Genomic DNA, 23,993 nt, shown 5'->3' on the forward strand with positions numbered 1-23,993 from the left:
AGTTTACCAAATTTTGGATTATTGTTTACATTAAAATGAAGGAAGACTCACTCTCAAACAAAGCTTATACAGAACTGCGGAAAAAGATACTTTCGAATCAGCTCACCTCGGGCACCCGGCTCAAAGAAGACGAATGGTCTAAAAAGCTGGATGCGAACAGGATGGCGATCCGGGAAGCGCTGACCAGGCTTTTGGGCGAGCAGTTGATCGTGCAGGGGGAAAAAGGGGGCTTTTTTGTCAAGACCCTCACTTTGGACGACAGTCACAAAATCCGCGAGTTGCGTGAAATCCTGGAAGTAGGTGCTTTGCGTCTGCTCATCCAGAAGATTACCGCAGTGCAAATTGTGGAACTGGACCGCATATGCGACGATTTTACGTCGATGGTAGAGCGGGGCTATTTTGGAGGTGCTTGTGAAGCGGATGTGAAATTTCACGAGACATTAATAGAATGTGCTGGTAATGAAAAGCTTGTAGGTTTATATCAGGCAAGTAATATTCCCTTGTTTCACCAGAAGCTGGGTAAAACGCAAACCCACATGGACGATTACGAATTGACCGATCAGGAGCATCGTGAGATCGTTGCCGGTATCAAAGAGGGCAACATCAAACGTGCGGAGGAGGCGCTAATGAAGCATCTTACCCGTGGTGAGGTAGCTTCCCTCGATCTCGCTTGAACTTCACTGTGTAAGCTCCAGGTCTCACGGCCGGTTTCAAACGCCTTGAAACCGGCCTTTTTCTTGCCATAGAATTTTCGGCTTTCCTGTTTTCAGGTGGTCAGGTATTCGGCCATTCTCGTACTGGGCGATAGATCCTTTGCCCGGAGTGGGAATGAATAATTTTTTCTTAATTTTTATGTTGACAAAAAAATAATATATTTGTTAACATAAAAATGCGATTATCATTTACCGACAACTTGAAGTCCTGTAAATGTTCCGTAACCGGTGTTGACTAAACTCGTTTGCCTATGAAAAGAGTGACACAGCGTGTAATTGCCCAAGAATTGCCGATTAAACCCATCTACTGTTCCGAAATCTTGAAGTATGAAAAAATCTCTAGAACCTGTGGGGCTGACGGAGGTCCCATTGCTGACGAGCCTGTTACGTAATCGCCTCAAATTCCTATTGCTGTTGATATACCTGATGGCAGGTGCCGGGGTATTCAATCAGATCTATGCACAACAAGACAAAAAAATCACGGGAAAAGTAATCGACCAGAAAGGAGCGCCTGTACCAGGCGCTTCTATCGTGGTGAAGCAGTCGACATCCGGCGCTATTGCGGATAAAGACGGTATATTCAGTATTTCAGTACCTGAAAATGCAGGCGCCCTTGTGATATCCTATATCGGGATGAAAACAAGAGAGGTGGCTATTGGTAATCAGCGTGACCTCGGTGATATCGTGCTATCGGATGATGCGCTGGGGCTTCAGGAGGTGGTAGTGACGGCATTGGGGATTGAACGTGCGGCCAAGACACTCACCTACGCGACTCAGAAAATCGGAGGGGATCAGGTAAATGAGATCCGGGATGCCAATTTCACAAACACGCTTTCGGGTAAAATAGCCGGGCTCTCCATCACGCCTTCGGCTAATGGCCCGGGCGGAGCGACGCGGATCGTTTTGCGGGGTAATCGGTCGATCCAGGGTTCAAACAATGCACTGATCGTAGTCGACGGAGTTGCGATCGATAATTCTTCGCCCGCGGGGCAGGTGCGCTACGATGCGGGCGGGCATAGCGGAAGCGATGGCGCGTCGAGCATTAACCCTGATGATATTGAGTCGATCAACGTGCTGAAAGGTGCAGCCGGCGCTGCGTTGTACGGCAGTCGCGCGGCCAACGGCGTGATCATGATCACCACCAAGAAGGGGAAAAGCGGCAAAATTAATGTGAATGTAAATTCGGGCGTGACATTCGATCAGGCGCTGGTTACGCCGTCTTTGCAAAATCAGTATAGTCAGGGTTCGGGCGGGGTATACTCGACTTTGACCAACGGAAGCTGGGGCGCGCACATTGCCGGTCAGAGTGTTCAGGACTGGGCCGGGAATACGGTTTCGCTCAAAGCATATCCCGATAATATCAGCGATTTTTTCAAAACGGCTGTCTCTTCCAACAATTCGGTGGCCGTCAGCGGCGGTTCTGAAAAAGTGCAGTCTTATGTGTCTTACGCCAATAATTATATCAATGGGATCGTGCCGCACAACCGGCTGTCCAGGAATACTTTTAATGCCCGGCTGAGCTTTGATATCACCAGTCGACTTTCCGCCGATGCCAAGGTGACCTACATGTTACAGGATATTTATAACAAGCCGGGTGTCGGTGGCGATGGGATGGTAGTGGCCAATGTTTACCGTATGCCGCGTACCGTGGATCCCGCGACTTTGAAATCGTATAAAAAAGTGGACGTCACAGGCGTGGAAACGCCGACTTACTGGACCAGTCCGGATGCGGTTTATATGAATCCTTACTGGACAATCAACAATACCCATCACGACGAGAACCGGAGCAGGGTAACCGGACTTTTTGTGCTGCGGTACAAGCTGACCGACTGGCTGAATATTCAGGGACGGGTAAGTTCAGATAGTTATAATGATTTTATCAGCCAGAAATACGCCAATAATACGGTCAACTATGCCAGGCAGCCGGGTGGATACTATTCAGAAGGAAATGACTATATCGCAGAGAGGAATGCCGATCTGTTGCTGACCGGGGTAAACAATATTGCCCCGGATCTGAAGTTGACGTATAGCATTGGGGGTTCGATCCTGACCCGGAGCATGCGGCACCGGGTCAACGCGGCCGACGGACTTGGATTTGCCAATAAATACGACCTTAGCTATGCAACGACCCTCAAAACAGAGACCGCCACTGCGAAGCGTCAGTTGCAGTCGGTGTATGGAACGGTGCAGTTTGGGTACAAGGATTATTTGTTCCTGGACCTCACGGCCCGCAACGACTGGTCGAGTACGCTGCCTTCGCCGTATTCCTATTTCTATCCGTCGGTAGGGGTGTCCGCCGTGATTTCCGAAATGGTGAAACTGCCCACCTGGGTGAGTCTGGGCAAAGTCAGAGGATCGTTTACGAAGGTAGGTAACGACGCGGACCCGTATCTGTTGGGGCAAACGTATACCTATATCCGTGGAGGATTCGGAGGGTATATTGCCAGCAGCAGCACGAAGGCGATCGCCGACCTGAAACCCGAATTGACCCAGTCCGTTGAGTTTGGTACGGAATGGAGATTTTATAATAACCGTTTCGGCATTGATCTTACTTATTACAAAACAAATTCAAAGAACCAGCTGCTGCGTGTTGCTTCGCCGGCATCATCGGGTTACTCGACTTTGAATGTCAATGCGGGAAATATACAGAATGAAGGCTTTGAAGCGGTGTTGTCGGTAAAACCTGTGGTGGGGAAGAACTTCTCCTGGAATATGGGCTTGAATTATGCGGTGAACAAGAGTAAAGTCGTGGAGCTGTATGAGGGGGTGAGTCAGCTATATCTTGGATCGTCAACCAGTGTTCGCACGGCCACGCCGTTGATCAGGGAAGGCGGTGCGTTCGGGGATTTGTACGGATATAAATGGAAGACATTGAATGGACAATATGTTGTAAGCGATAAAGGGGTACCGGTTAAAAGTGATGACATCGAGAAGCTGGGCAACTACAATCCGAAGTTCTCGGCTGGTTTCAGCAATAATTTTTCCTATAAAAACTGGACGCTTGGCGTGCTGGTTGATGGTAAATTCGGAGGTGTGATCACTTCGGGTACCGCCGCGCAAATGGCTTACAACGGCACCGGTGCCGATACAGAGAAATATCGGGACGCCGGTTCGTGGGTGGTGCAAGGGGTTACCGCTGAGGGAGCCGCCAATTCGGTACCGGTCAATGCGGAAACATTCTGGCAAACGGTGGCGCAGGGAGATTATTCATGGGGGGAGTTTTTTACCTATCACGCTACCAATGTGCGGGTAAGGGAGCTCACGTTGGGGTATGATTTTAAAAATCTGCCCGGTTTCCTGAGTACCGCCAGACTGTCGTTCGTGGCGCGTAACCTGTTCTTTATTTATCGGGGTAATGCCATTCTGGATATTCCTGGCATTGGTAAGCGCAAGATGGATTTCGATCCTGAAATGAGCTTAGGCAACAGCAATTACCAGGGGATCGAATATTTCAATCTTCCCTCGACCAGAAACATCGGATTGAACCTCAAACTATCATTCTAAAAATCACTTACTATGTTGACGAGGATAAAAAATATAAGCCCTGTGCTGGGCCGGCTCCTGGTAATGGCTGTCATTGCCGCCGGTTTTGCGGGCTGCACCGATAATTTCGATTCTCTCAATACCGACGCTACGAAGATCAGCAGTGTCGGTAGCAAGGAATATCCTTTCATGTTTGCCTACGCGCTGATGGCGCCGACATTGAGTCCTGATAACTTCGAGGTGGGTGAGGGGACGATTGCCTCGGTGTATTCCCAGTTTTTGTCACAGGCGGCCCATTCGTTTCCTACGGATCGTTACGTGATCCGGCAGGACTGGATGCCTGCCTGCTGGAATCCCGTTTATACGGCTGCGGCTCCGCAACTGAAAACGCTTATGGCGGGTACGGATCCGCAAAGTGCCGAAAATGCATTGGCGAATATCTGGTGGGTATGGATGTTCCATCGTGTGACAGACTACTTTGGGCCTATTCCCTATACCGACGCGGCTTCGGGTAAAAGGTATGTGTCGTACACGCCGCAGGATTCGATCTACTACGATTTTTTCAAAAGGCTGGATGTGGCGTCGGGTGTGCTGAAGTCTCGCGCGGCTGACAAGCCCTTCGGAGCTTACGATCTGGTTTATAACAAAAATGCGGCCCCGGCGACAGCCTGGATGAAGTTCGCGAATACGCTGCGGCTGCGCCTGGCCTTGCGCATCTCGAAAGTGAATCCCGAAATGGCCAAAAAAGAAGCGGAAGCAGCTGTTGCCGCGGGCGTGATCACCGATATCGCCGACGACGCCTATATGCCTAAGTCGACCACCACCTATGCCGAGTACAACGGACTGGCCGTGACGGCTGGCTGGGATGATGTGCGCATGAGCGCGTCCATGGAGTCGATTCTGAAAGGGTATGGCGATCCGCGTCTGCCGATTTATTTCCAGCCGTCGGTGGTCACAGGTACGTACGAAGGCGTTCGAAACGGCTTATTTACTTCCGAGAAGATCATCGACATCAATTCACGGTTGTATAATTCCAATATGGGCACGCGTTGGGCCACCTGGGTCGGTAGCGACTGGAAAACCACCTACAATGTTTCCCAAAACATCCTGCACGCCGCCGAAGCTTATTTTCTGCGCGCGGAAGGTGCGCTCAATGGCTGGAATATGGGTGGTACTGCCGAGGATTTTTATAAAAAAGGAATACAGATGTCGATGGCGCAATGGGGTGTGACCGATCAGGCGGCGATCAGCAAATACATTGTGAATACGGCTGTGCCCATCGCTCCGAAAGACGGCATGAATTCTCCTGCAGTGAATGATTATCCTGTCAAATGGAGCAATTCCGAAAGCATGCAGCGGAAGCAACTGGCGCAACAAAAGTGGCTGGCGTTGTTCCCCGACGGTATGGAGGGCTGGGCTGATGTGCGGAGGACCGGCTTGCCGAAACTCTACCCCATCGTACACAGCGAAAATTCCGATTTGCCCGAAGGTACATTCATCCGGCGGATGCCTTTTTTGGATACAGAAAAACAGACCAATGCAGCCGAAGTGGCGCGGGCCGTCAAAATGCTGAGTGGGCCTGATAATGCAGCCACACCGCTTTGGTGGGATAAAAACTGATCAATAGAATATGTTCGTACGCCTGTTGCTTGCCAGCCTGCTTGTTATTCCTGCTTTTGCACAAAAAACGCCCGTTCTTTTCCCGGAGCCTGAATCAATTCGGTATAGTGCTGAAAAATTACCGGTATCGGCGCTGACGGTATTTATACCGCGTTCTGCTCCGGAAGAGGTGCAATTCGCCTTGAAAGAACTGAAACGGACAATCGGTGAGCAGACTGGTTTACCGGTTAAACCAGCCGCAGCGGCCGCTGCGGCTGGTTTTCAATTTTCGATCCGTGAGCCCGGACACGCATTGCCCGAAGTAGCGGATGCCAGCGGGGATAGTCGGCGCGAGGCTTATAAACTTTCGGTTTCCCCGAAAGGAGTACGTGTGGAGGCGCAGACTTCGGCGGGGCTTTACTATGCCGTGCAAACGCTCCGCCAGCTCGTGACCGGCAAAGGGAAAGAGGCATTCATTCCGGGTGTTTCTCTCGAAGATCAGCCTAAACTGGCATTTCGGGGTGTGATGATGGACTTTGCACACGGCGGTCTGCCGACGCTGGATGAGATCAAACGGCAGATCGACTTCCTGGCGATGTGGAAGACCAATCAGTACTACTTTTACAATGAGGTCAGTATCGAATTGAAGGGTTTTCCTTCATTGGCATTCCGTTCGGGATACACGCAGGAGCAGGTGAAAAGCATTATTGCCTATGGAAAAGAGCGGCATATGGATGTGGTGCCGTTCCTGAATTTGTACGGCCATTTGCATGAATTGCTTAGAAAAGAAAAATACGCTGACCTGGCCATCGGGCAATATGGTCATGAACTCGATCCGCGCAAGTCTGGCACAAACGAATTGCTTCGAAACTGGATCAAACAATATACCGATCTGTTCCCAGGGCCATTTATCCACGTAGGGTTCGATGAGACCTGGGAAACCAAGCGCATTGCCGACGACCAGGATGCCGGTATCAATTCGGAAGATTTGTGGGTTCGGCAGCTTACGTTCGTGCGGGACGAGATGAAGAAGTACGGCAAAACCGTCCTTGCCTGGACCGATATGAACAATTACTATCCGGATATCATCAAAAAGATCCCATCGGACGTGATCCCGGTGATCTGGGAATACAAGCCCGATACCGCGGAGATCAATCGTTATCTCGATCCGGTCTTGAAGGAAAAGAAACCCTTTTTCATTCAACCCGCTGTTTCTGGCTGGGGGCATATTTACCCTGATGCGGACTATACATACACCAATATCGACCTCTGCCTTCGCGCAGGCATGCAAAACAAGGCGCTGGGTTTTATCCATTCGGTTTGGACCGACCCAGTGGAGCCGTTTGTGCGGGCTTCATGGCTGTTTATGGCCTATGGCTGCATCGGGGCATGGCAGGGACAGGTCCCGGATAAAACCACTTTCACAAAAGCATATAGCCGCCTGTTATACCCGACCGTCGCAGATGAACTGGGGAAGGCATTCGATTACCTGGCAGCTTCCAATGTTGCGCTGAACAAGTGTCTGGGGCGTAATACCGGTGGAATGCCGCGGGGTACTATTATCGAGAGCTGGTCGAATCCATTTTTGCCTTATTACCTGAAAAACACAGAGGAGCATGTTGCTGATTTGAAGGATGCAAGGAAATGGAGCGAGGAGGCTCAGGAACAGCTCATTGCCGCCTTGGCGAAATGCAGCCGCAGAGATACGGCGTTCATTCATTCGATGATCGTCACGGCGAGGCTGATGGCTTATTCGGCTACGCGTTTTTTGTGGGCCAAGACCATCTGCGACCGGTGGAACGAATCCATGCTCCGGCGCAAAAAGAATGACTTCGTGGTTTACGACATCACTTATCTCTGCCATGGACTGCTGATCGACCTGATGGACGAAAATGGTGAGCTGAAATCGGCCTATGCGGAGGCCTGGCGGTCAGAATATTTGCCTTACAGAGTCAATACGATCCTGGGACGTTTTGATGTCGAGTATGGGCTTTGGCAGAAATTATATTTGAAAGTCATCGACTATCGCATCGGGAACGCGCCTGAGCACATTGCGGACCGGCCATTTGAAGAATTGTTTAAGCCTGATTTTTGAGAGGAATGTAAAGTGTTGAAGTGTATTGAAAATATTTGTAAACTATTTTTATTATATTTTGTAAACAAAAAATTTAATCAATACATTTGAAATAGGGGATTTTACAAAAAAGAATATGCTGTTTTCCAACCTCAGTTACCCATCCGTCCATGAGCAGAATGAAAATGCGGTGGTAGTACTTCCGCTGGGAGCGATTGAGCAGCATGGCCCGCATATGGCGGTGTCGACAGATACGGATCTTGTTACCTACATTGCTCGTGCAGCAGAGGAGCTGCTGCCGGCAAAAGTGTTGCTCTGCCCGACCCTTCCATTCGGATCCAGTCACCATCATTTGTCGTTCGGCGGGACCATCAGCATAAATCCCGCTTTGTATACGAATGTGATCGTGGACCTGGTCGGTTCACTATTGCGGAATGGCTTCAGGCGGATTGTGCTGCTGAATGGTCATGGGGGAAATGTCACACCCGTGAAGCAGGCGCTTGCGATCCTGAGCAAGGACTACGACGAGGCATTTCCTGCCAACATAGCGCTGGTTACTTATTGGGAGCTGGGCGGTAAGTCATTTGCGGGCGAAGCACCCATGGAAAGCCCGGCACTGAGCCATGCCTGTGAATACGAAACGAGTATGATGCTGCACCTTTTCCCGGAGAAAGTGTGGATGGAGAAAGCTGAGCGCGCCGGTAGGCCAGCCAGTAACGATTACATTCCCTGGGAAGACGATGAACCCTACCGCGGCGTGACGCTCTTCAGGCAAACTGCGTTCATTTCAAGTAACGGAAGCAGCGGAGAGCCTCAGCTGGCTACCGCTGAAAAAGGAAAACACCTGATCTGTAAGGCTACGGAAGCATTGGCGAGCTTTCTGGGAGAATTCGCCGGGTGGGAAGTTGGGGTGAGGCTGTCTGCTTCCGGTAGCTGATCATTTTCAATTTTTAACGACAAACCAAAGGCCGAAAGCCGAAGCATACAAAATGTCGAAAACAGAAATCAAGCACCCCGATAAACATGTCAGCACCGGCGCTTATTCTGCCGGTGTTCTGAAAAACGGATGGCTGTTCGTGAGCGGGCAGGGGCCGCTGGATCTTGCTACCGGGGAAGTGAAACATGGCACCGTTGAAGAAGAGACTTTGCTGACTCTCGAGCATGTGAAGAAGATCGTGGAAGCGGCAGGAGGAACTATCGACGATATTATGAAATGCACAGTGCATTTGGAAGATATACATGACTTCGATCGCTATAATGTCGCCTATGCATCTTTCTTCAAGGGCGTACTTCCGGCACGCACCACCGTACAATCGGTGCTGTCGGACGGCATCAAAATCGAGATCGACGCCATTGCGCTGATCGGTTAACACAAGGTTTTACAGCATTTAGCTTGCATTGTAATGAGTTTGAAACAGCGCATTGGTACGGTAGGCCTGGGCCTGATGGGCAGCAGCATTGCCACATGCATTCTGGCGGCCGGCCACGAAGTGACGTCACTGGTGAAAGAAGTAGAAGAGGCAGCACCGGCGCGGAAACGCATCCTTGCGTTCCTGACGGAGCTGCAAGAAGAAGGGTTGCTGAAAGAGGAGCCGGGTGCTGTATTGGACCGGATCACAATCACGACGGACGTCGGTCAACTGGCTGGTCATGAAGTGGTGATCGAATCGATTACCGAGGATATGGAGGCAAAAAAGGCCGTATATGCGGCGCTGGAAACCGTGCTGTCGCCAACGGCCATTATCGGGAGCAACACTTCGGCCATTCCGGTGTCGGTGTTGCAGGCGGGCCTGCGGTATCCGCAGCGGCTGCTGGGGATTCACTGGGCAGAACCGGCGCATATCACCCGGTTTATGGAAGTGATCTGTGGGAAAGATTCGGACGTGGTTTATGCCGAAAAGATCGTGGGGCTGGCTGAGACATGGGGCAAAGAGCCGTCGCTGCTGAGGAAAGACATACGGGGCTTCATTACCAACCGCATTATGTACGCCATGTTGCGGGAGGCGTTCAACCTGGTAGAGAATGGTTATGCAACCGTCGGGGATGTGGACCGTTCGCTGCGCAACGACCTGGGTTACTGGATCACTTTTGCCGGGCCGTTCCGATTTATGGACCTGACGGGCATTCCGGCTTATCTGACGGTCATGAAAGATCTCTTCCCGGATCTGGACAACCGCCGGACGGCACCGGAAATGATGGAAAAACTGGTTGCATCCGGGGCCAAAGGCGTAAGCAATGCCCAGGGTTTTTACCCTTATACCGAACAGACCGCGGAAGCGTGGGAGAAAGCATTCATCGATTTCAGCTACGACATCCGGAAACTGGCTGAAAAACACACCCTGCATTTAGGAGCATGACAACGATCATATCGATACGCGCGACGGAAGTGGTGGTGCCGGCCAGGCCGGGGAGCCTGAATTCCGAAACCGTGCTGGACAAGGATAGTGTATTCGCCAAAAAATTCATGACCGGTGAGCGTTGGACGGATTTCGCCAATCAACCCAAATGGATCCTTGAAATAACCCTGGCCAACGGGCTCACGGGCATTGGCGAAACCTACCGGAGCGCTTCGGGCGGACTGATCCGGGAAGCGATGGGGGAGTTTGTAGGGAGAGATATTCTTAAACTCAACTGGCGGCGACTGCCGGTGGTTGACCAGCGCATTTATGAAGCATTCGAAAGTGCCGTGCTGGATCTTGTGGGGAAGTTACTGCACGTACCGGTGTACCAGCTGCTCGGCGGTGGTTACCGCAGCAGGATCGACTGTATGGGCTGGACGGGCCGAAGGACGCCGGAAGATGCCGCCCAAAAGGCATTCGAAGCGATGCAAAAAGGACATAAGGTATTTAAATTCAAATGCTCGGACGAAGATCCGGTGAGGCTCTGGACCGGGGAGATCAAGCGGAAATGCGGCGATGGAATCAAGGTGTTATTGGACCCGAACCAGCGTTGGAATGACGTCGAAACGACGATGAATTTGATGGAAGGCGTGGAAATGGGGGTAATGCTCGGGCTGGAAGATCCGATTCTCCATTGGGATGTGGAAGGTTTTCAATACCTGAAAAAACATTTGGGCATTCCGTTGTACAGGCACATTTCGTTGCCTTACACGCAGGACATCCGTGATATGATCCCATTCGTACGGGCAGATGCCGCGGACGGCTACAATTTCAATGGTTCGGCCTATAACTGCGTGTTGCTAGCCGAAATAGCGCATCTCGAAGGAAAGCCCTGCTGGCGGGGATCGGAGGTCGATCTCGGTATTTCGGAAACGATGGGCCTGCACATCGCGGCGGCAAGCATTAATTGCACGATCCCGTCCGACATTTTTGGTGAGCTCGTCCGGGTCGATGACCTGATCACCCGTTCCATCGCATTTGAAAACGGCGCGGCCATTGTGCCACAGGGAGACGGTTTGGGTATTACCCTCGACCGGGTAGCGCTCGAAAAATATCAAACAGGAAATATTTTAACAGCCCATTCATGAAGAAAGCCATTCTTTCCTGGACAGTCCTATTTCTCTGCAACCTGATCTGGTCGTTCCATTTTACTTGCATCAAGCTGACGCAGGATCAGGTAGGGCCTTACTTTACGGTCTGGCTGCCGATGCTCCTTGCTACTATTTTCCTGGCGCCGTTCGTCTGGAGGGATTTCAAAAAGGGAGGAAAGAAGATTAAGGATGTGCTGATTTTCGTACAGCTTGCAGCGGTGGGTGCATTTCCCTCACAGGTGTTTATGACCTGGGGCACTCAGTATTCACTGGCCAGCAATGCAGCCATCTTCGTGCTCGCATTACCGGTTATCACGGCGGTCTTCGCATTCTTTTTACTCAAAGAAAAAATGAACCGCATCCGCTGGATCAGCTTCGGGATAGCCATTGTGGGCGTATTGCTTTGCTCGACGGACGACATCCGGAATATGGACATGAGCTCGCGGTATGCATTGGGCAATATCCTGATTTTCATCGCGATTATCGGCAATGCGTATTATAATGTAGGCTGTAAAAAAGTCGCTGCGCAATACAGCGAAATGGAAATGGTGTTCTATACCTACCTCGTTATGGTGATCCTGCTTGCGCCGCTGGTGTGGTACTACGAACCGGAAATGTTTGCGGTCATACCGCATTACACGGCTCAGACCTGGACCGGAATGATCGCGCTCACGCTCTTTCATAACTTCCTTTCCATGATCATGTTTTTCAGGGTACTGAAACACCTGGATGCCACCCAGGTTGCATTATCTAATTACCTGATCACCTTCATGGGATTGCCGATCGCGGCATTCGTGCTTGGGGAAACATTGAAAACACAAGCGATTATCGGAGGGATACTGGTTTTGGCTTCTACCTTGATACTCACAATCGTTGATAGCAGGTCGACCCGGCAGAAAGAGCGGAAAGAACTGGTTAAAGTCAGTCCATAAACAACTAATGTGTATGAATTCAGAGAACGAACTGTTTGGTGTCGTGCCGATTATCCCGACACCATTTACTGAAGATGAGGAGATTGATGAAGCCGCACTCCGAAGCCTGATCGACTTTGCCGTTTCCTGCGGTGTGGAGGCGGTATGCCTGCCTGCTTACGCCAGCGAATTTTACAAACTAACCGACGAGGAGAAACTACTGGTTGTAAAAATCGCAGTGGAACATGCGGCTGGCCGGGTAAAGATCGTCGCCCAGTCTAATCACCCATCGCTGAAACAGGCAGTGCAGCTGGCACAGGCGAATGTGAGGGCGGGTGCGGACGTGGTGTCGCTCGCTGTTCCGCGCATTTTCAGCCTGCCCGATGATTCGTTGAACGCCTATCTCTCTGAATTTCTGCGATCCATACCGGATACCCCCGTTCTGATCCAGGATTTTAACCCGGGAGGACCGTCGATCAGCGTCGACTTTATCCGCGGCCTGATGGAGAAGCACCCAAATTTCAAATACCTGAAGCTGGAAGAACCATTGTGCGCACCGAAGTTTGAGCGGATTATCAAAGAAACCCAGGGGCGGATCGGCCTTTTTGAAGGCTGGGGTGGCCTTTATATGCTGGAACTGATCCCGATCGGTATTCGCGGGGTCATGCCCGGTCTGGCTGTGTCGGACATCCTGCAGAAGGTCTTTGCGCTCCGCAACCGGGGTGAGCACGGGAAGGCGTTCGATCTGTTCGAAAAAGTAATGCCGCAGATCTTCTTTTCCTTACAGAATATGGAGCTGTTCCATTACGCGGAAAAAGAATTGCTGATCGCACGCGGTATTTTGAAAAACAGTATCTCGCGCAAGGCGGCTTATATTCCCGACCCTTCGTCGGTTTCTTATATCAAAGAATTGAATCAGAGGATATTGGATATATTGAATGATGAAACGTGGGAAATAAAATCACTGGAAACAACCTTCTCAAAAGCGTGATACAGAACACTAAAAAAAGTACATTTAAGACCGGCAGATCCAAAACCACAAAAAAACACGCTGGTCGAATGAACATTTTTGAATCGCAGGTAGCCGTCATCACCGGCGCCGCATCCGGCCTAGGGCTGGTGATCGCACACAAATTGCTGAATGAAGGAGCAAAGGTAGGGCTCCTGGATCTGAATGAAAGCGCGCTTGGCGACGAGTTTGTCGGTAATGCCGAGCATGAGGAGCTCATTGGGGTGGACGTGACCGACGAACTGCTGGTGAGCAAGGCGGTGGCGCGGGTTGCGGAGCGGTTTGGCAAAATCGATATCCTGATCAACTGCGCGGGCATTACCGGCGCGACCAATATCAAAAGCCATGAAGTAGATACCCAGAACCTGCAAAAGGTCTTCAACGTCAACTTCATGAGCAGCTTTTACACTGCGAAGGCAGTGCTTCCCTATATGCTGAAAAACAATTATGGCCGCATTCTGCACATTGCATCCATTGCCGGCAAAGAGGGGAATGCGGGAATGCTGGCTTACTCGGCATCAAAGGCAGCGGTCATCGGAATGACTAAGGTGCAGGGGAAAGAATATGCAGAAACGGGAATTACAGTCAATGCACTGGCTCCGGCGGTGATTCAGACACCTCTCGTCGATGCGATGCCGGAAGCCCAGGTCAGGTACATGACCGACAAGATTCCCATGAAGCGTTGCGGAACGCTCGAAGAGGCCGCGAACATGGCCGCATTCATTGTTTCGCCTGAAAACAGTTTTACCACAGGCTTTACATTCGACCTGTCCGGCGGCAGGGCCACCTACTGACAAAAAGCCGACAGCCAAACCAATCCGTTATGGAAAATACCCCGCTTAACTTCACTGCTCCCATTGAAGGAGACGTCCTCCATGCCTATGACGGCGTTTTGAAGGACGGAACATTGAGAATTACCGTCAAAATAGCAGCACCGGTCGATGCTGAGATCGAAGTGAACGGTGTGCCCGCGCGCTGGCTGGACGACCATTTTGAAACACAGGTTTTGTTGGAGGGCCATGAAAATAAACTGGTGGCCAGGAACAAAAAGACCGGTGAGCAAACCGGCATCACTGTCTTCCTCCTGAAAAATTTCGCGGGGCATTATCGCTTGTCGATCGATGATAATATCTGGTTTTTGAGGGACATTCAGGAAAATAAAGACAGCTACCAGTCTTTGTTTGAGAATCCTTTCCTGGCATTTTTAAAACAGGTCCATGCCGAATATGGTACCAAAATCCATCTGAATCTCTTCTATCAGACCGATGGGTTCAGTCTATCCGATTTTACTGATCAATATAAAAGTGAATGGAAGGCCAATGCCGGTTGGTTGCGGCTGAGCTTTCATGCTTTGCAGGAATTTCCGGATATGCCTTATGTGCAGGCAGGTTATGATCAGGTCAAAAAGGATTGCGACCTGATCATGAACGAAATCCGGCGGTTTGCGGGCGAAGAAGTAATGCGGTCGGTGACCACGATCCATTGGGGAGAGGCGACTGTCGAAGGCTCCCGGGCGATGCGCGACGCAGGTTACACCGGTCAGCTCGGGTATTTCAATGTGGACGACAATTTGCCGTCTGCTTCCTACTACCTGACCGTCCCGCAGCGGCGGTACCTCAAAAAGCGATTTGTATGGCGCGACACCGCGGAAAATATCACCTTCGTACGGGCGAGCATCGTGATCGACACCAAGAAGCTGGAAGATATCCGCCCGCATCTGGATGCCCATGTGCAGAAGCCGCCGTTTCTCGATCTGCTCGTGCATGAGCAGTACTTCTATCCTTTCTACTTCAACTATCAGCCCGACTACCGTGACAAGATCCTGACGGCCGTACAATGGGCGAAGGATAACGGGTATACCCCCGAGTTTTTGAGTGAATCCATTTCCCATGCATAAGTTTTGAACCCCATGAAGCAGGACCGCAGAAATTTTATGAAACTGACCGGCCTCGGGCTGGCTTCGGCTGTGACATTATCATCGTATGCGCCGGACAGAAAAGCCGGGCGTTCTGTCGGCGCGGCACAGTTCAATATGTGCAATTATGCGGCGCCGAAGCTGGAAACGGTGCGGATCGGCTTCATTGGCCTTGGCAACCGCGGCATGGCGGCGGTGGAGCGGATCAATAAGATTGCGGGGGTGGAGATTAAGGCACTATGCGATCTGCGACCGGAGAAAGTAGCAGCGGCTACCAAAATGACCGAAGCGCGCGGACATAAGCCACAAGGTTACCATACGAACCCGGACGCGTGGAAAAAGCTTTGCGAGCGTACCGATATCGACCTAATCTACATTGTGACGCCCTGGGCATTACATACGCCGATGGCTGTTTTTTCGATGAAGCACGACAAGCATGTGTGCGTGGAAGTGCCAGCGGCCAAAACCATCGATGAATGCTGGGAACTGGTCGAAACTTCGGAAAAGACGCGCAAGCATTGCATGATGACCGAAAACTGTTGTTACGACTTCTCTGAGCTGCTCACACTCAACCTGGCCCGACATGGCTTCTTCGGTGAAATTATCCATGCCGAGGGCGCTTACATCCATAATTTGCAGGAGTATGTGTTCGATAAAGAGCGGTTCTATCAGATGTGGGAGTTGAACGAACTTTCACAACGGACCGGGAACCTCTATCCCACACATGGCCTGGGCCCCATTTGCCAGGTGATGAATATCAACCGCGGGGATGCGATGGATTACCTGGTTTCCATGTCGAACAATGATTTTGTAATGGGAGATACTGCCCGTGTTTTGGCTTCAAAAGATTTGTTTTTCAGGCCCTATGTAGGTAAGCCGTTCAATGGGATGATGAACACCTCGACGATCCGTACGAAAAACGGCAAGACGATCATGGTGCAGTTTGATGTGTCTTCGCCCAGGCCCTACTCGCGCATTCAGCTGGTAAGCGGCACCAAAGGGGCGGCTTTGAAATACCCCGAACCCGCCCGCTATGCAAAAGGGCATGAATGGATTTCACCCGAAGAATACAAAGCGCTGGAAACGCAATATACGCCGCCCATTGTGAAGAAAATAGGCGAAGTAGCGAAGCAGGTGGGAGGCCACGGCGGTATGGACTTTCTGATGGACTGGCGGACGATCGATTGCCTGCGCAACGGCCTCCCGCTCGACCAGGATGTGTACGACGCTGCATTATGGAGTTCCATCGGACCACTCAGCGAATGGTCTGTATCACACCGGTCCAACTCCATCGATGTGCCTGATTTCACCCGCGGCGCGTGGAAAACCAATGCGCCCATCGACATCTCCATGGAGAAAGGGGGGACGACAACCGTAAAGCTGTGACGTTCCTCTACTGCTTTTCGAGCTCAATAAAGTCCTGACGGGCCGGTGTAAAGCAGTCGATCACCCTACACTGTGTATGTGCTACGGCCGAATGCGGTGCATGTGGCGGGATGTGTGCGGTCATGCCCGGCGTCAGCAGCAGGGTTTCACCATCGATGGTAAATTCGAGTTCGCCTTCGAGTACATGGCACCATTGTTCATGAAAATGGCTGTGCTCGGGCAGGACGGTTCCCGCGTCGATCGTGAAGTGACCAAAGGTTTGCTGCTCCGAATGAGCCAGCGTCCCATAGATCCCATCCCAGATTTTAACGATTTTGTTGGTTTTGAAATTGACGAATGGCATTTGAATAATAGCTTAACGAGACTTAAAGATCGTAAAGGTACTCTTTGCCACGATACTTTGCGCCAGGATGCCGGTATTCGGAAACTTCCTTTTTACACGTGCGAGATCCCTGTCATACTCTGCCATCAGCGCAAGTCTCTTCCATTTGATACCGACAGCCACGGATCCGGCAGGAGCGAAACGATCGTAACCGAACGCATCCCAATGCGCATACTTCCCGTCCTTTTCTTCAAATAAGTTTGCAACAATGAGCGCATTTACACCAACCCTGGCATCTACGAAGAACGTGAGCAGGGATTTGGGATTGATATGCCATCTGGCGCCTATTTCAGCGGTACCGCGATGATGCCTTTCCTTGGTAAAATATTTGTCTGCAGTCCGGCTGGGACTATAAAACAGATCAGGATGAAGGTCCTTCTGGGCATATTCAAGCCGGGTTAATGCGGAGAGATGAGGCGTGAATTTCCTTTCCGCCCATATTCCGGTGCCCCAAGAATAATTTGAAGTGAAATTGTGAATCAGTCCGGGGATCGTGGAATATTCTTTGTCGTATTTCTTGTTGTAATAGTCTCTTCCCCATTCTGCGGAGATGCCGAATTCCCATTTCTCCGTATGCTGCGCCCGGGTTACGCCAGGCATATAGATGACGAGTAATAAGTAGATGATTCTTTTCATAAAACTTTAAATAAGGGAGTTGATCAATGAGTCTCATTCAGGTATTAATCGGATTTTCTCTGTTTCCTTATCAGTCATTTTCCCTTGAACCACTTGTAAGTAGCAAATTTCCCGCCGAAGTCCTCTATGACTGATTTCAATTTTATTGTCGTTGGAAAGTCTTTTGTTTAAAGACATCCGGGGCAGAGATACTAACCACGCGGCACCCCTGTTTTTTCAGAAATGCAATGCTGTCGCTTCTTCTTTCCCGGCATTGAGAACTGGCATCGTTAAGATGTCCTGCATCGGAGAAAATGACAATCAAGGGTTGACAGCGGCGATCGGTTATAATGAGGTTGGTACACAAAATTTTTAAGCCGCAACCTGATGATTTTGCAGTCGTTTCGCTACATTTGTGTAAACTGCTTAAAATTTCAATATTTCAACATTGCGCAGGATCATTTCCATATTGCTGCTTGGGCTGCTGCTTTATAACATGGTGGGCTACTCGATAGTCTTCCTGTCGGAGGAGCGGTATACCATCAGCGGTCGTGGCAAGGATCTGGTGGAGCAGGCCAAAGGATCGGCAGATATCGTGATCAAAGTGCCAGTGGCGGTCCCTTACCAGAACGACTGGGACGCGCCAGAACCTGTGCAAGGGCAGATCGAGCACGAAGGGCAATTTTACCAGATGAAAAGCCGCCAATTGATCAACGATACCCTGTACGTGCAATGCGAGTTTGATCAGAATGCGCGCGACCGGTTTAGCGAGCTAGTTTCCAGGATCAACGACCAGGTAACAGGCCATTCGACTGATCCGGAAAAAGGACAGCATTCCGGTATCTTAAAGCATTTTCTCAAAGAATATATGACGGCGGACTGCAAGCACTTCTTCTACTTGCTGGAATGGGAGCCCGCCCAGGATGCATTCTATTCGTTCGTATTATCGGTATCACCCGAAGAGCATTACGCCATCCCATCCCCGCCACCAGATCTGGCTTAGTATTTCCTGATTTCCTGTGTAACCTATGTGTATGTACATGCGTGCTGCGCGCATGATGACGTGTATTTACGTACAACCACGCATATACAGGTGTACACGGGAGAAAATGATTTGCTAAACCAAGACATTCTACCTGATGGCACATATTTCCCTGCCCGACGAGCCACTTCCCGGCATTGTCGGACTTTTCAACTTCCGGCCCGAAACTGCCGCACCGCTCCAGTTGCTGGCGGAGACCCTGCTACGGGGTGAGTCGCCCCTGACGAGTGGCGAACGCGAGCTGATCGCCGCACACGTTTCCTACCTTAACAACTGTCATTTCTGTCACACTTCACATGCTTCGGCGGCGATGGCACATCTGGAATGCGACCTGCGCCTGATCGATGACATTAAGCAGGGCTTCAACGAAATTCCCGTGTCCCCCAAGCTCCGCGCATTGCTGAATATTGCCGGCAAAGTGCAGAAAAGCGGCCGGGAAGTGAGCGAGGACGACGTGGCGGCAGCCCGTGAAGCCGGCGCCGGTGACCGCGACATCCATGACACGGTGCTGATCGCCGCGGCTTTCTGCATGTTCAATCGCTATGTCGACGGACTGGGCACCTGGGCGCCTCAGGACCATGAAGCATACCGTGAAATGGGTCAGCGCATGGCGTTCACAGGTTATGTACGTTACCCGGTAAAGCAAGAGTCAGAAGTCTGAGAGCACGTTGCATCCGTTAGCTATGGAAAACCGGAAAGACGGCACTGCCGCGTTTATTCCGGGATATCACTGTCAATTATTTCGAAGTTCAAAGATGCCACATATACCACTACCCGGGCATTTGCCGGGAATTACGGGCCTATTGGAATATAGCCGGGCAACGGCTGAGCCGATCCGCCAGCTGACGCAGTTCATTTTGCGGGGAGAAAACTCATTGTCCCCTGCTGAACGCGAGCTGATCGCGACGATCGTTTCGCATCAGAACGAATGCCGTTTCTGCACCGCCGCGCACACGGCCGCTGCCGATCTGTTGCTGGGCGAAAGCGAAACCTGCGAGATCATGAAGCAGGACATCGACGCCACCCCGGTAAGCGACAAAATGAAATCATTGCTGAAAATCGCCAAACAACTGCAGGTCAGCGGTAAGGCGGTGACAACGGAAGCTATTTCCGAAGCAAAAGCGAACGGTGCTACGGATCCGGAAATCCACGATACAGTGCTGATCGCCGCGCTGTTCTGCCTCTACAACCGCTATGTGGATGGTATGGCGACGGTGGCTCCTCCCGACCCTCAATTTTACAAAGGACTGGGCCAACGTTTAGTGGATCACGGTTACAATCGGCTGCCTACTGGCTACGATCACCTCAAAAAAGAAAATTAACCTTCCTGAATATTGATAATCGAACCTATGAAAAGACTTTTACCCATCCTCCTCATGACATTCAGCCTGTTTCTTACGCAGACCGCGTGGGCGCAGACGACCAAAATTTCCGGTCACGTTTACGATAGTGAATCGCAGAAGCCTGTTTCCAATGTTTCGATCTCCGTGAAAGGCAAAAACACCGGAACGACTACGAATTCTGAAGGTTTTTTTGAATTGAAATCGGCCACGCCCGCTACGCTGGTTATTTCACTGGTTGGTTATGCCCGGCAGCAAATAGAAGTGGCCTCCGGCGAAAGCCTGCGCATCAACCTGGTACCCAGTATTGAGGAGCTGGACCAGGTGGTGGTGACGGCCTCCCGCGTCGAAGAAAGTATTCTGCGCTCGCCGGTAAGCATCGAGAAAATGGACGCCCGTGCGATCCAGCAAACGCCTTCGGCCAATTTTTATGACGGCCTGGTCAACCTGAAATCGCTGGATATGGTTACGAGCAGTCTGACCTACAAGCAAATCAACACCCGCGGATTCAATACGACCGGTAACAGCCGCTTCCTGCAACTGGTAGACGGTGTCGACAACCAGCCATCCGGCCTGGGATTTGCAATGGGCAACCTGTTTGGTCCGCACGACATCGATGTTGAGAGCGCCGAGCTGATCCCGGGAGCAGCTTCGGCATTGTATGGCCCCATTGCGTTCAACGGAATGCTCAATACACGCACCAAGAATCCATTTGAATACCAGGGCCTGAGCGCCCAGACGAAGTTCGGCGTCAACCACATCGGTGACGGCACGGACCTGGGAGCGAAACCGTTATACGATCTGGCGATCCGCTATGCCAAGGCATTCAACAACAGGTTTGCCTTTAAGCTCAATGCTTCCTATCTCAAAGGAACCGACTGGTATGCCAATGATTACACCGACATCGACCCTAATACGAACCCAGAAAACCGCGGCCCTAACAATCCGGGCCGCAATGCGCTGAACATCTACGGGGACGAGGTCGCACAAACGCTTCCCGGTATCGGGCGCGTTTCCAGGACTGGTTATGAAGAAAAAGACCTAGCTACTTATGGCGTTTACAGCCTGAAATTCAATGGCGCATTTCATTACCGCATTACCGACAAACTGGAAGCCATTTACCAGGGCAATTTCAACCAGGGGACTGCTCAATACACGGGCAGTAACCGGTTTGTGATCAACGACTTTAAACTGGTGCAGCACCGGCTGGAACTGCGTGGCAGCAATTTTTACGTGCGCGCCTATACCAACCACGAGTATTCCACCAATTCCTACAATACCCGAGCATTGGGCCAGCAGATTAACCGGACGTGGGTAAAGGATCTTGCGGGTAACACTGTCACGCCGGACAAGGCGGATGCGACCTGGTTTGAACGTTACGCCGCAGCGTACACCGGTTCGGTTACGGGTGTCACATTGCAGGACCACGCGGTGGCACGTGCATTTGCCGATCAGGGACGCATTGATCCGGGCTCCGATGCATTCAATACGGCCAAAGACCGGCTGATCAAGACACGTGGACTCGCAGGTGCAGGTATTTTCAGCGAATGCAGCCTGCGGCACATAGAAGGTATGTATGATTTCAGCTCTGTATTAAAGGTGATCAGCTTTCAGGTGGGCGGAAATTACCGGAAATATTATCTCAATACGGCGGGGACCCTTTTCGATGACAAGGACAAAAACCTCACTAATGAAGAATATGGCGTTTTTGCGCAGGCTTCCAAGTCGCTTTGGAAAGACCATCTGAAACTTACGGTCTCGGGACGTTATGATAAGAACGAGAACTTTACAGGACGTTTCACACCGCGGGCTTCTGCGGTTTTCTCCCCAACGGAAGACCATCATATACGAGCTTCCTACCAAACCGGCTTCCGTAACCCGACGATCGGCGACCAGTACATCAAGCTGAATGTCGGGCCGATCATCATTCTCGGTGGTGCGCCGGTGAATTCGGTAGGTTTGAATGCCTATGAAAACTCGGTGACCATCGCCTCGTTCTCCGCGTTTGCAAATGCTTTTGGAGCGGATATGCAGAAGGATATACCTTTTCCGCAGGCAGTGGCCAACAATAAGGACAAGCTTGTGAAATCTAATGTACCCTATATCAAATCGGAGAAGGTGAAGAGCTGGGAAGTGGGTTACAAGGGGTTGATCAGCAAACGGGTCCTGTTTGATATCAACTACTATTACAGCCAGTATACCGATTTCATGATCAACACCGTGGTGGCCAGGGCGAAATCGGCTGTTACACTGCCGGATGGCTCTATCAACCCCGTTGCGGCGGGTGAGCTGCTCGGTGCCGACCGCCAGTTGTTCCAGCTGTATACCAATGCTTCCGACAAAGTTTCGATTCAGGGAATCAGCGCGGGGCTCACCTATTCACTGGTTAAAAACTATAAGATCAGCGCGAATGCCACGTGGATCGATTTCAATATCCGGAATGCCGATCCCAATAACATTCCTGCATTCAATACGCCAAGCTGGAAAACAAACGTGATGTTCGGCAATGCACGCCTGACAGACCGTATCGGTTTCAACGTAGCCTGGCATTGGCAGGAAGCATTCGACTGGTATGGCACATTTACCGAAATGCGGCCAGGCCGGGTGAACGCTTACAACCTGCTCGACGCGCAGGTGAGCTACCGAATCCCCAGCCTGAAAACAGTCGTGAAACTGGGTGGTTCCAATATCACCAACAAGTACATCGTCCAGGCCTACGGGTCACCGGCGGTGGGCGGTTTGTACTATGTGAGTCTGAATTTTGATCAGTTATTCCGCTAACCCGTTATGGAAACATTGGAAATAGCCCAGGTGGAGTCTCAACAAGTGACCGGCAAATGGCTCGCATTCGCATTGTGCGTGGTGAGCTATACGCTCAGCGGCACAGTATCGACGCTAATGTCCGTATACCTGCCTGTGGCGATACCGGAACTCAACGGGAGCGCCGTAAACGAAGCGGAGCTGGGAAAGATCGGCGCTTATGTGAATGCGATCTTTCTGTACGGCTGGATGACGGGCGGGTTGTTGTTCGGCATTGTGAGCGACCGGATCGGCCGGGTAAAGTCGCTGGCGCTGGTGACGGCCATTTACGGGCTTTCCACCTGCCTGGTCACGATCGTTCCTGACTGGTACACATTATTGGCAGCCCGGTTCCTTACGGGGATGGGTGTAGGCGGTGTGTTGCTGATCAGCACGGTATACATTTCAGAGATATGGGCTGCGCGCAGCAGGGCAGTTATACTGGGTATCCTGGCGGTTTGCTTTCCGGTAGGGATCGTGACCACGGGCAGCCTGAACCTGCTTTTTTCGGACTGGCGGACGGCGTTCGGCATCGGTGTTATCCCGGTAATTGCAGCGGTTCTGATTTTCCTGCTGGCACCGGAGTCGGATCAGTGGAAGCGGGTCAAAAAGGTGGACAATAACCGTGAAAGTATCTTTGACGAAAAAAACAGGCCCAATGTGGTGGCCGGTTCGCTGATCTTCGGCTCTGTGCTGATAGGTCTCTGGGGAATATTCTCATGGCTTCCTACCTGGGCTCAAACGTTGCTGGCTTCGGGCCAGGACGGCCAGAAAGAGCGGGGCCTTATTATGATCCTGCTTGGAATGGGCGGCATTACCGGCGGTGTGTTTTCCGGCATCCTGATGAACCGTTTTGGCAAGCGGAATACCCTGATGGCCACGTTCGCGACATGCGTCGTGATGTGCGGTGTACTATTTGTGACCAACCGAACTTTTTCCGGTATCATTTACATCGAGACGGCGATGCTGGCATTCTGTTTCGGGATCAGCCAGGGCGCATTGTCCAGCTACATCCCGGAGCTATTTCCGGTAGCGGTACGGGGCACAGCGACGGGTTTTTGTTTCAATGTCGGCCGTTTTTTTACGGCGACAGCGGTTTTTTTCATTGGCTCATTGGTGGCGGTGCTCGGCGGGTTCGGAAATGCACTACTGGTGTTTTCGGTGCCCTTTCTGGTAGCATTGTATGTCACAGCCAGAAGCAAATGAAATTGAATTTGCGTATTATCATAGGTTAA

The 23,993-nt window shown here is 51.2% G+C and carries 20 protein-coding genes; 18 read left to right on the forward strand and 2 right to left on the reverse strand.

From position 1 onward, the window contains the following. The first annotated feature begins 35 nt into the window (after positions 1-35). The 13 genes from BP71_RS30650 (at position 36) to BP71_RS30710 (ending at position 16,580) form a co-directional block, all read left to right on the forward strand. Positions 36-674: a GntR family transcriptional regulator gene (locus BP71_RS30650; RefSeq protein ID WP_496385433.1), complete on the forward strand. Its 639-nt coding sequence runs from the start codon at positions 36-38 to the stop codon at positions 672-674. A gap of 366 nt (positions 675-1,040) precedes the next feature. Next, positions 1,041-4,217, forward strand: coding sequence for a SusC/RagA family TonB-linked outer membrane protein (locus BP71_RS30655; RefSeq protein WP_496385434.1), 3,177 nt, complete (start codon positions 1,041-1,043; stop codon positions 4,215-4,217). Positions 4,218-4,229: 12 nt separating this feature from the next. Beyond that, positions 4,230-5,816: a SusD/RagB family nutrient-binding outer membrane lipoprotein gene (locus tag BP71_RS30660; RefSeq protein WP_496385435.1), complete on the forward strand. Its 1,587-nt coding sequence runs from the start codon at positions 4,230-4,232 to the stop codon at positions 5,814-5,816. 10 nt (positions 5,817-5,826) lie between these two features. Then, positions 5,827-7,890, forward strand: coding sequence for a beta-N-acetylhexosaminidase (locus BP71_RS30665; protein ID WP_496385436.1), 2,064 nt, complete (start codon positions 5,827-5,829; stop codon positions 7,888-7,890). A gap of 115 nt (positions 7,891-8,005) precedes the next feature. After that, positions 8,006-8,806 (forward strand): creatininase family protein, encoded by an 801-nt coding sequence (locus BP71_RS30670; protein ID WP_496385437.1) that lies wholly within the window; start codon positions 8,006-8,008, stop codon positions 8,804-8,806. Positions 8,807-8,858: 52 nt separating this feature from the next. Next, on the forward strand, positions 8,859-9,239 hold the full coding sequence (locus BP71_RS30675) for a RidA family protein (protein WP_496385438.1): 381 nt from the start codon (positions 8,859-8,861) through the stop codon (positions 9,237-9,239). 33 nt (positions 9,240-9,272) lie between these two features. Beyond that, the gene (locus BP71_RS30680) at positions 9,273-10,226 is read left to right on the forward strand and encodes a 3-hydroxyacyl-CoA dehydrogenase family protein (RefSeq protein ID WP_496385439.1); all 954 of its coding nucleotides are present in this window, start codon (positions 9,273-9,275) and stop codon (positions 10,224-10,226) included. Then, the gene (locus tag BP71_RS30685; protein WP_496385440.1) at positions 10,223-11,356 is read left to right on the forward strand and encodes a mandelate racemase/muconate lactonizing enzyme family protein; all 1,134 of its coding nucleotides are present in this window, start codon (positions 10,223-10,225) and stop codon (positions 11,354-11,356) included. Before BP71_RS30680 ends, BP71_RS30685 begins: the two co-directional genes overlap by 4 nt. After that, positions 11,353-12,291, forward strand: a complete 939-nt coding sequence (locus tag BP71_RS30690; RefSeq protein WP_496385442.1) for a DMT family transporter — start codon at positions 11,353-11,355, stop codon at positions 12,289-12,291. Before BP71_RS30685 ends, BP71_RS30690 begins: the two co-directional genes overlap by 4 nt. A 13-nt stretch (positions 12,292-12,304) precedes the next feature. After that, complete coding sequence (locus BP71_RS30695) at positions 12,305-13,261, forward strand: dihydrodipicolinate synthase family protein (protein WP_496385443.1); 957 nt, start codon at positions 12,305-12,307, stop codon at positions 13,259-13,261. 68 nt (positions 13,262-13,329) lie between these two features. Next, positions 13,330-14,073, forward strand: coding sequence for an SDR family NAD(P)-dependent oxidoreductase (locus BP71_RS30700; RefSeq protein WP_496385444.1), 744 nt, complete (start codon positions 13,330-13,332; stop codon positions 14,071-14,073). 29 nt (positions 14,074-14,102) lie between these two features. Next, positions 14,103-15,176, forward strand: coding sequence for a hypothetical protein (locus tag BP71_RS30705; RefSeq protein ID WP_496385445.1), 1,074 nt, complete (start codon positions 14,103-14,105; stop codon positions 15,174-15,176). 12 nt (positions 15,177-15,188) lie between these two features. Continuing rightward, positions 15,189-16,580 (forward strand): Gfo/Idh/MocA family protein, encoded by a 1,392-nt coding sequence (locus BP71_RS30710; RefSeq protein ID WP_496385446.1) that lies wholly within the window; start codon positions 15,189-15,191, stop codon positions 16,578-16,580. Between the two features lie 7 nt (positions 16,581-16,587). On the opposite strand, the gene BP71_RS30715 is transcribed toward BP71_RS30710, so the two are convergent. Together BP71_RS30715 and BP71_RS30720 are read right to left on the reverse strand one after the other, a co-directional pair. Beyond that, entirely contained in the window at positions 16,588-16,923 is a 336-nt protein-coding gene (locus tag BP71_RS30715) for a cupin domain-containing protein (protein ID WP_496385447.1), read from the reverse strand. Between the two features lie 12 nt (positions 16,924-16,935). Then, positions 16,936-17,598: a hypothetical protein gene (locus BP71_RS30720; protein ID WP_496385448.1), complete on the reverse strand. Its 663-nt coding sequence runs from the start codon at positions 17,596-17,598 to the stop codon at positions 16,936-16,938. Between the two features lie 427 nt (positions 17,599-18,025). Here BP71_RS30720 and BP71_RS30725 point away from each other — a divergent pair, with 427 nt between their 5' ends. The 5 genes from BP71_RS30725 to BP71_RS30745 all read left to right on the forward strand — a co-directional run bounded on the left by BP71_RS30725 (position 18,026) and on the right by BP71_RS30745 (position 23,964). Continuing rightward, complete coding sequence (locus BP71_RS30725) at positions 18,026-18,580, forward strand: hypothetical protein (protein WP_496385449.1); 555 nt, start codon at positions 18,026-18,028, stop codon at positions 18,578-18,580. A gap of 136 nt (positions 18,581-18,716) precedes the next feature. Beyond that, positions 18,717-19,280: a carboxymuconolactone decarboxylase family protein gene (locus BP71_RS30730; RefSeq protein ID WP_496385450.1), complete on the forward strand. Its 564-nt coding sequence runs from the start codon at positions 18,717-18,719 to the stop codon at positions 19,278-19,280. Between the two features lie 94 nt (positions 19,281-19,374). Further along, the gene (locus BP71_RS30735) at positions 19,375-19,941 is read left to right on the forward strand and encodes a carboxymuconolactone decarboxylase family protein (RefSeq protein ID WP_496385451.1); all 567 of its coding nucleotides are present in this window, start codon (positions 19,375-19,377) and stop codon (positions 19,939-19,941) included. 27 nt (positions 19,942-19,968) lie between these two features. Beyond that, on the forward strand, positions 19,969-22,740 hold the full coding sequence (locus tag BP71_RS30740) for a TonB-dependent receptor (RefSeq protein ID WP_496385452.1): 2,772 nt from the start codon (positions 19,969-19,971) through the stop codon (positions 22,738-22,740). A 6-nt stretch (positions 22,741-22,746) separates the two neighbouring features. Beyond that, complete coding sequence (locus BP71_RS30745; RefSeq protein ID WP_496385453.1) at positions 22,747-23,964, forward strand: MFS transporter; 1,218 nt, start codon at positions 22,747-22,749, stop codon at positions 23,962-23,964. The last annotated feature ends 29 nt before the right edge of the window (positions 23,965-23,993 follow it).

It is taken from the genome of Dyadobacter ginsengisoli DSM 21015, assembly GCF_059568735.1.

Bases quoted from the DNA above. Each gene is read 5' to 3' on its own strand.
- BP71_RS30690 (WP_496385442.1), top strand. From the start codon at position 11,353: ATGAAGAAAGCCATTCTTTCCTGGACAGTCCTATTTCTCTGCAACCTG.
- BP71_RS30715 (WP_496385447.1), bottom strand. From the start codon at position 16,923: ATGCCATTCGTCAATTTCAAAACCAACAAAATCGTTAAAATCTGGGAT.
- BP71_RS30740 (WP_496385452.1), top strand. From the start codon at position 19,969: ATGAAAAGACTTTTACCCATCCTCCTCATGACATTCAGCCTGTTTCTT.
- BP71_RS30705 (WP_496385445.1), top strand. From the start codon at position 14,103: ATGGAAAATACCCCGCTTAACTTCACTGCTCCCATTGAAGGAGACGTC.
- BP71_RS30745 (WP_496385453.1), top strand. From the start codon at position 22,747: ATGGAAACATTGGAAATAGCCCAGGTGGAGTCTCAACAAGTGACCGGC.
- BP71_RS30700 (WP_496385444.1), top strand. From the start codon at position 13,330: ATGAACATTTTTGAATCGCAGGTAGCCGTCATCACCGGCGCCGCATCC.
- BP71_RS30650 (WP_496385433.1), top strand. From the start codon at position 36: ATGAAGGAAGACTCACTCTCAAACAAAGCTTATACAGAACTGCGGAAA.
- BP71_RS30695 (WP_496385443.1), top strand. From the start codon at position 12,305: ATGAATTCAGAGAACGAACTGTTTGGTGTCGTGCCGATTATCCCGACA.
- BP71_RS30655 (WP_496385434.1), top strand. From the start codon at position 1,041: ATGAAAAAATCTCTAGAACCTGTGGGGCTGACGGAGGTCCCATTGCTG.
- BP71_RS30665 (WP_496385436.1), top strand. From the start codon at position 5,827: ATGTTCGTACGCCTGTTGCTTGCCAGCCTGCTTGTTATTCCTGCTTTT.
- BP71_RS30660 (WP_496385435.1), top strand. From the start codon at position 4,230: ATGTTGACGAGGATAAAAAATATAAGCCCTGTGCTGGGCCGGCTCCTG.
- BP71_RS30670 (WP_496385437.1), top strand. From the start codon at position 8,006: ATGCTGTTTTCCAACCTCAGTTACCCATCCGTCCATGAGCAGAATGAA.
- BP71_RS30735 (WP_496385451.1), top strand. From the start codon at position 19,375: ATGCCACATATACCACTACCCGGGCATTTGCCGGGAATTACGGGCCTA.
- BP71_RS30680 (WP_496385439.1), top strand. From the start codon at position 9,273: ATGAGTTTGAAACAGCGCATTGGTACGGTAGGCCTGGGCCTGATGGGC.
- BP71_RS30685 (WP_496385440.1), top strand. From the start codon at position 10,223: ATGACAACGATCATATCGATACGCGCGACGGAAGTGGTGGTGCCGGCC.
- BP71_RS30710 (WP_496385446.1), top strand. From the start codon at position 15,189: ATGAAGCAGGACCGCAGAAATTTTATGAAACTGACCGGCCTCGGGCTG.
- BP71_RS30675 (WP_496385438.1), top strand. From the start codon at position 8,859: ATGTCGAAAACAGAAATCAAGCACCCCGATAAACATGTCAGCACCGGC.
- BP71_RS30730 (WP_496385450.1), top strand. From the start codon at position 18,717: ATGGCACATATTTCCCTGCCCGACGAGCCACTTCCCGGCATTGTCGGA.
- BP71_RS30720 (WP_496385448.1), bottom strand. From the start codon at position 17,598: ATGAAAAGAATCATCTACTTATTACTCGTCATCTATATGCCTGGCGTA.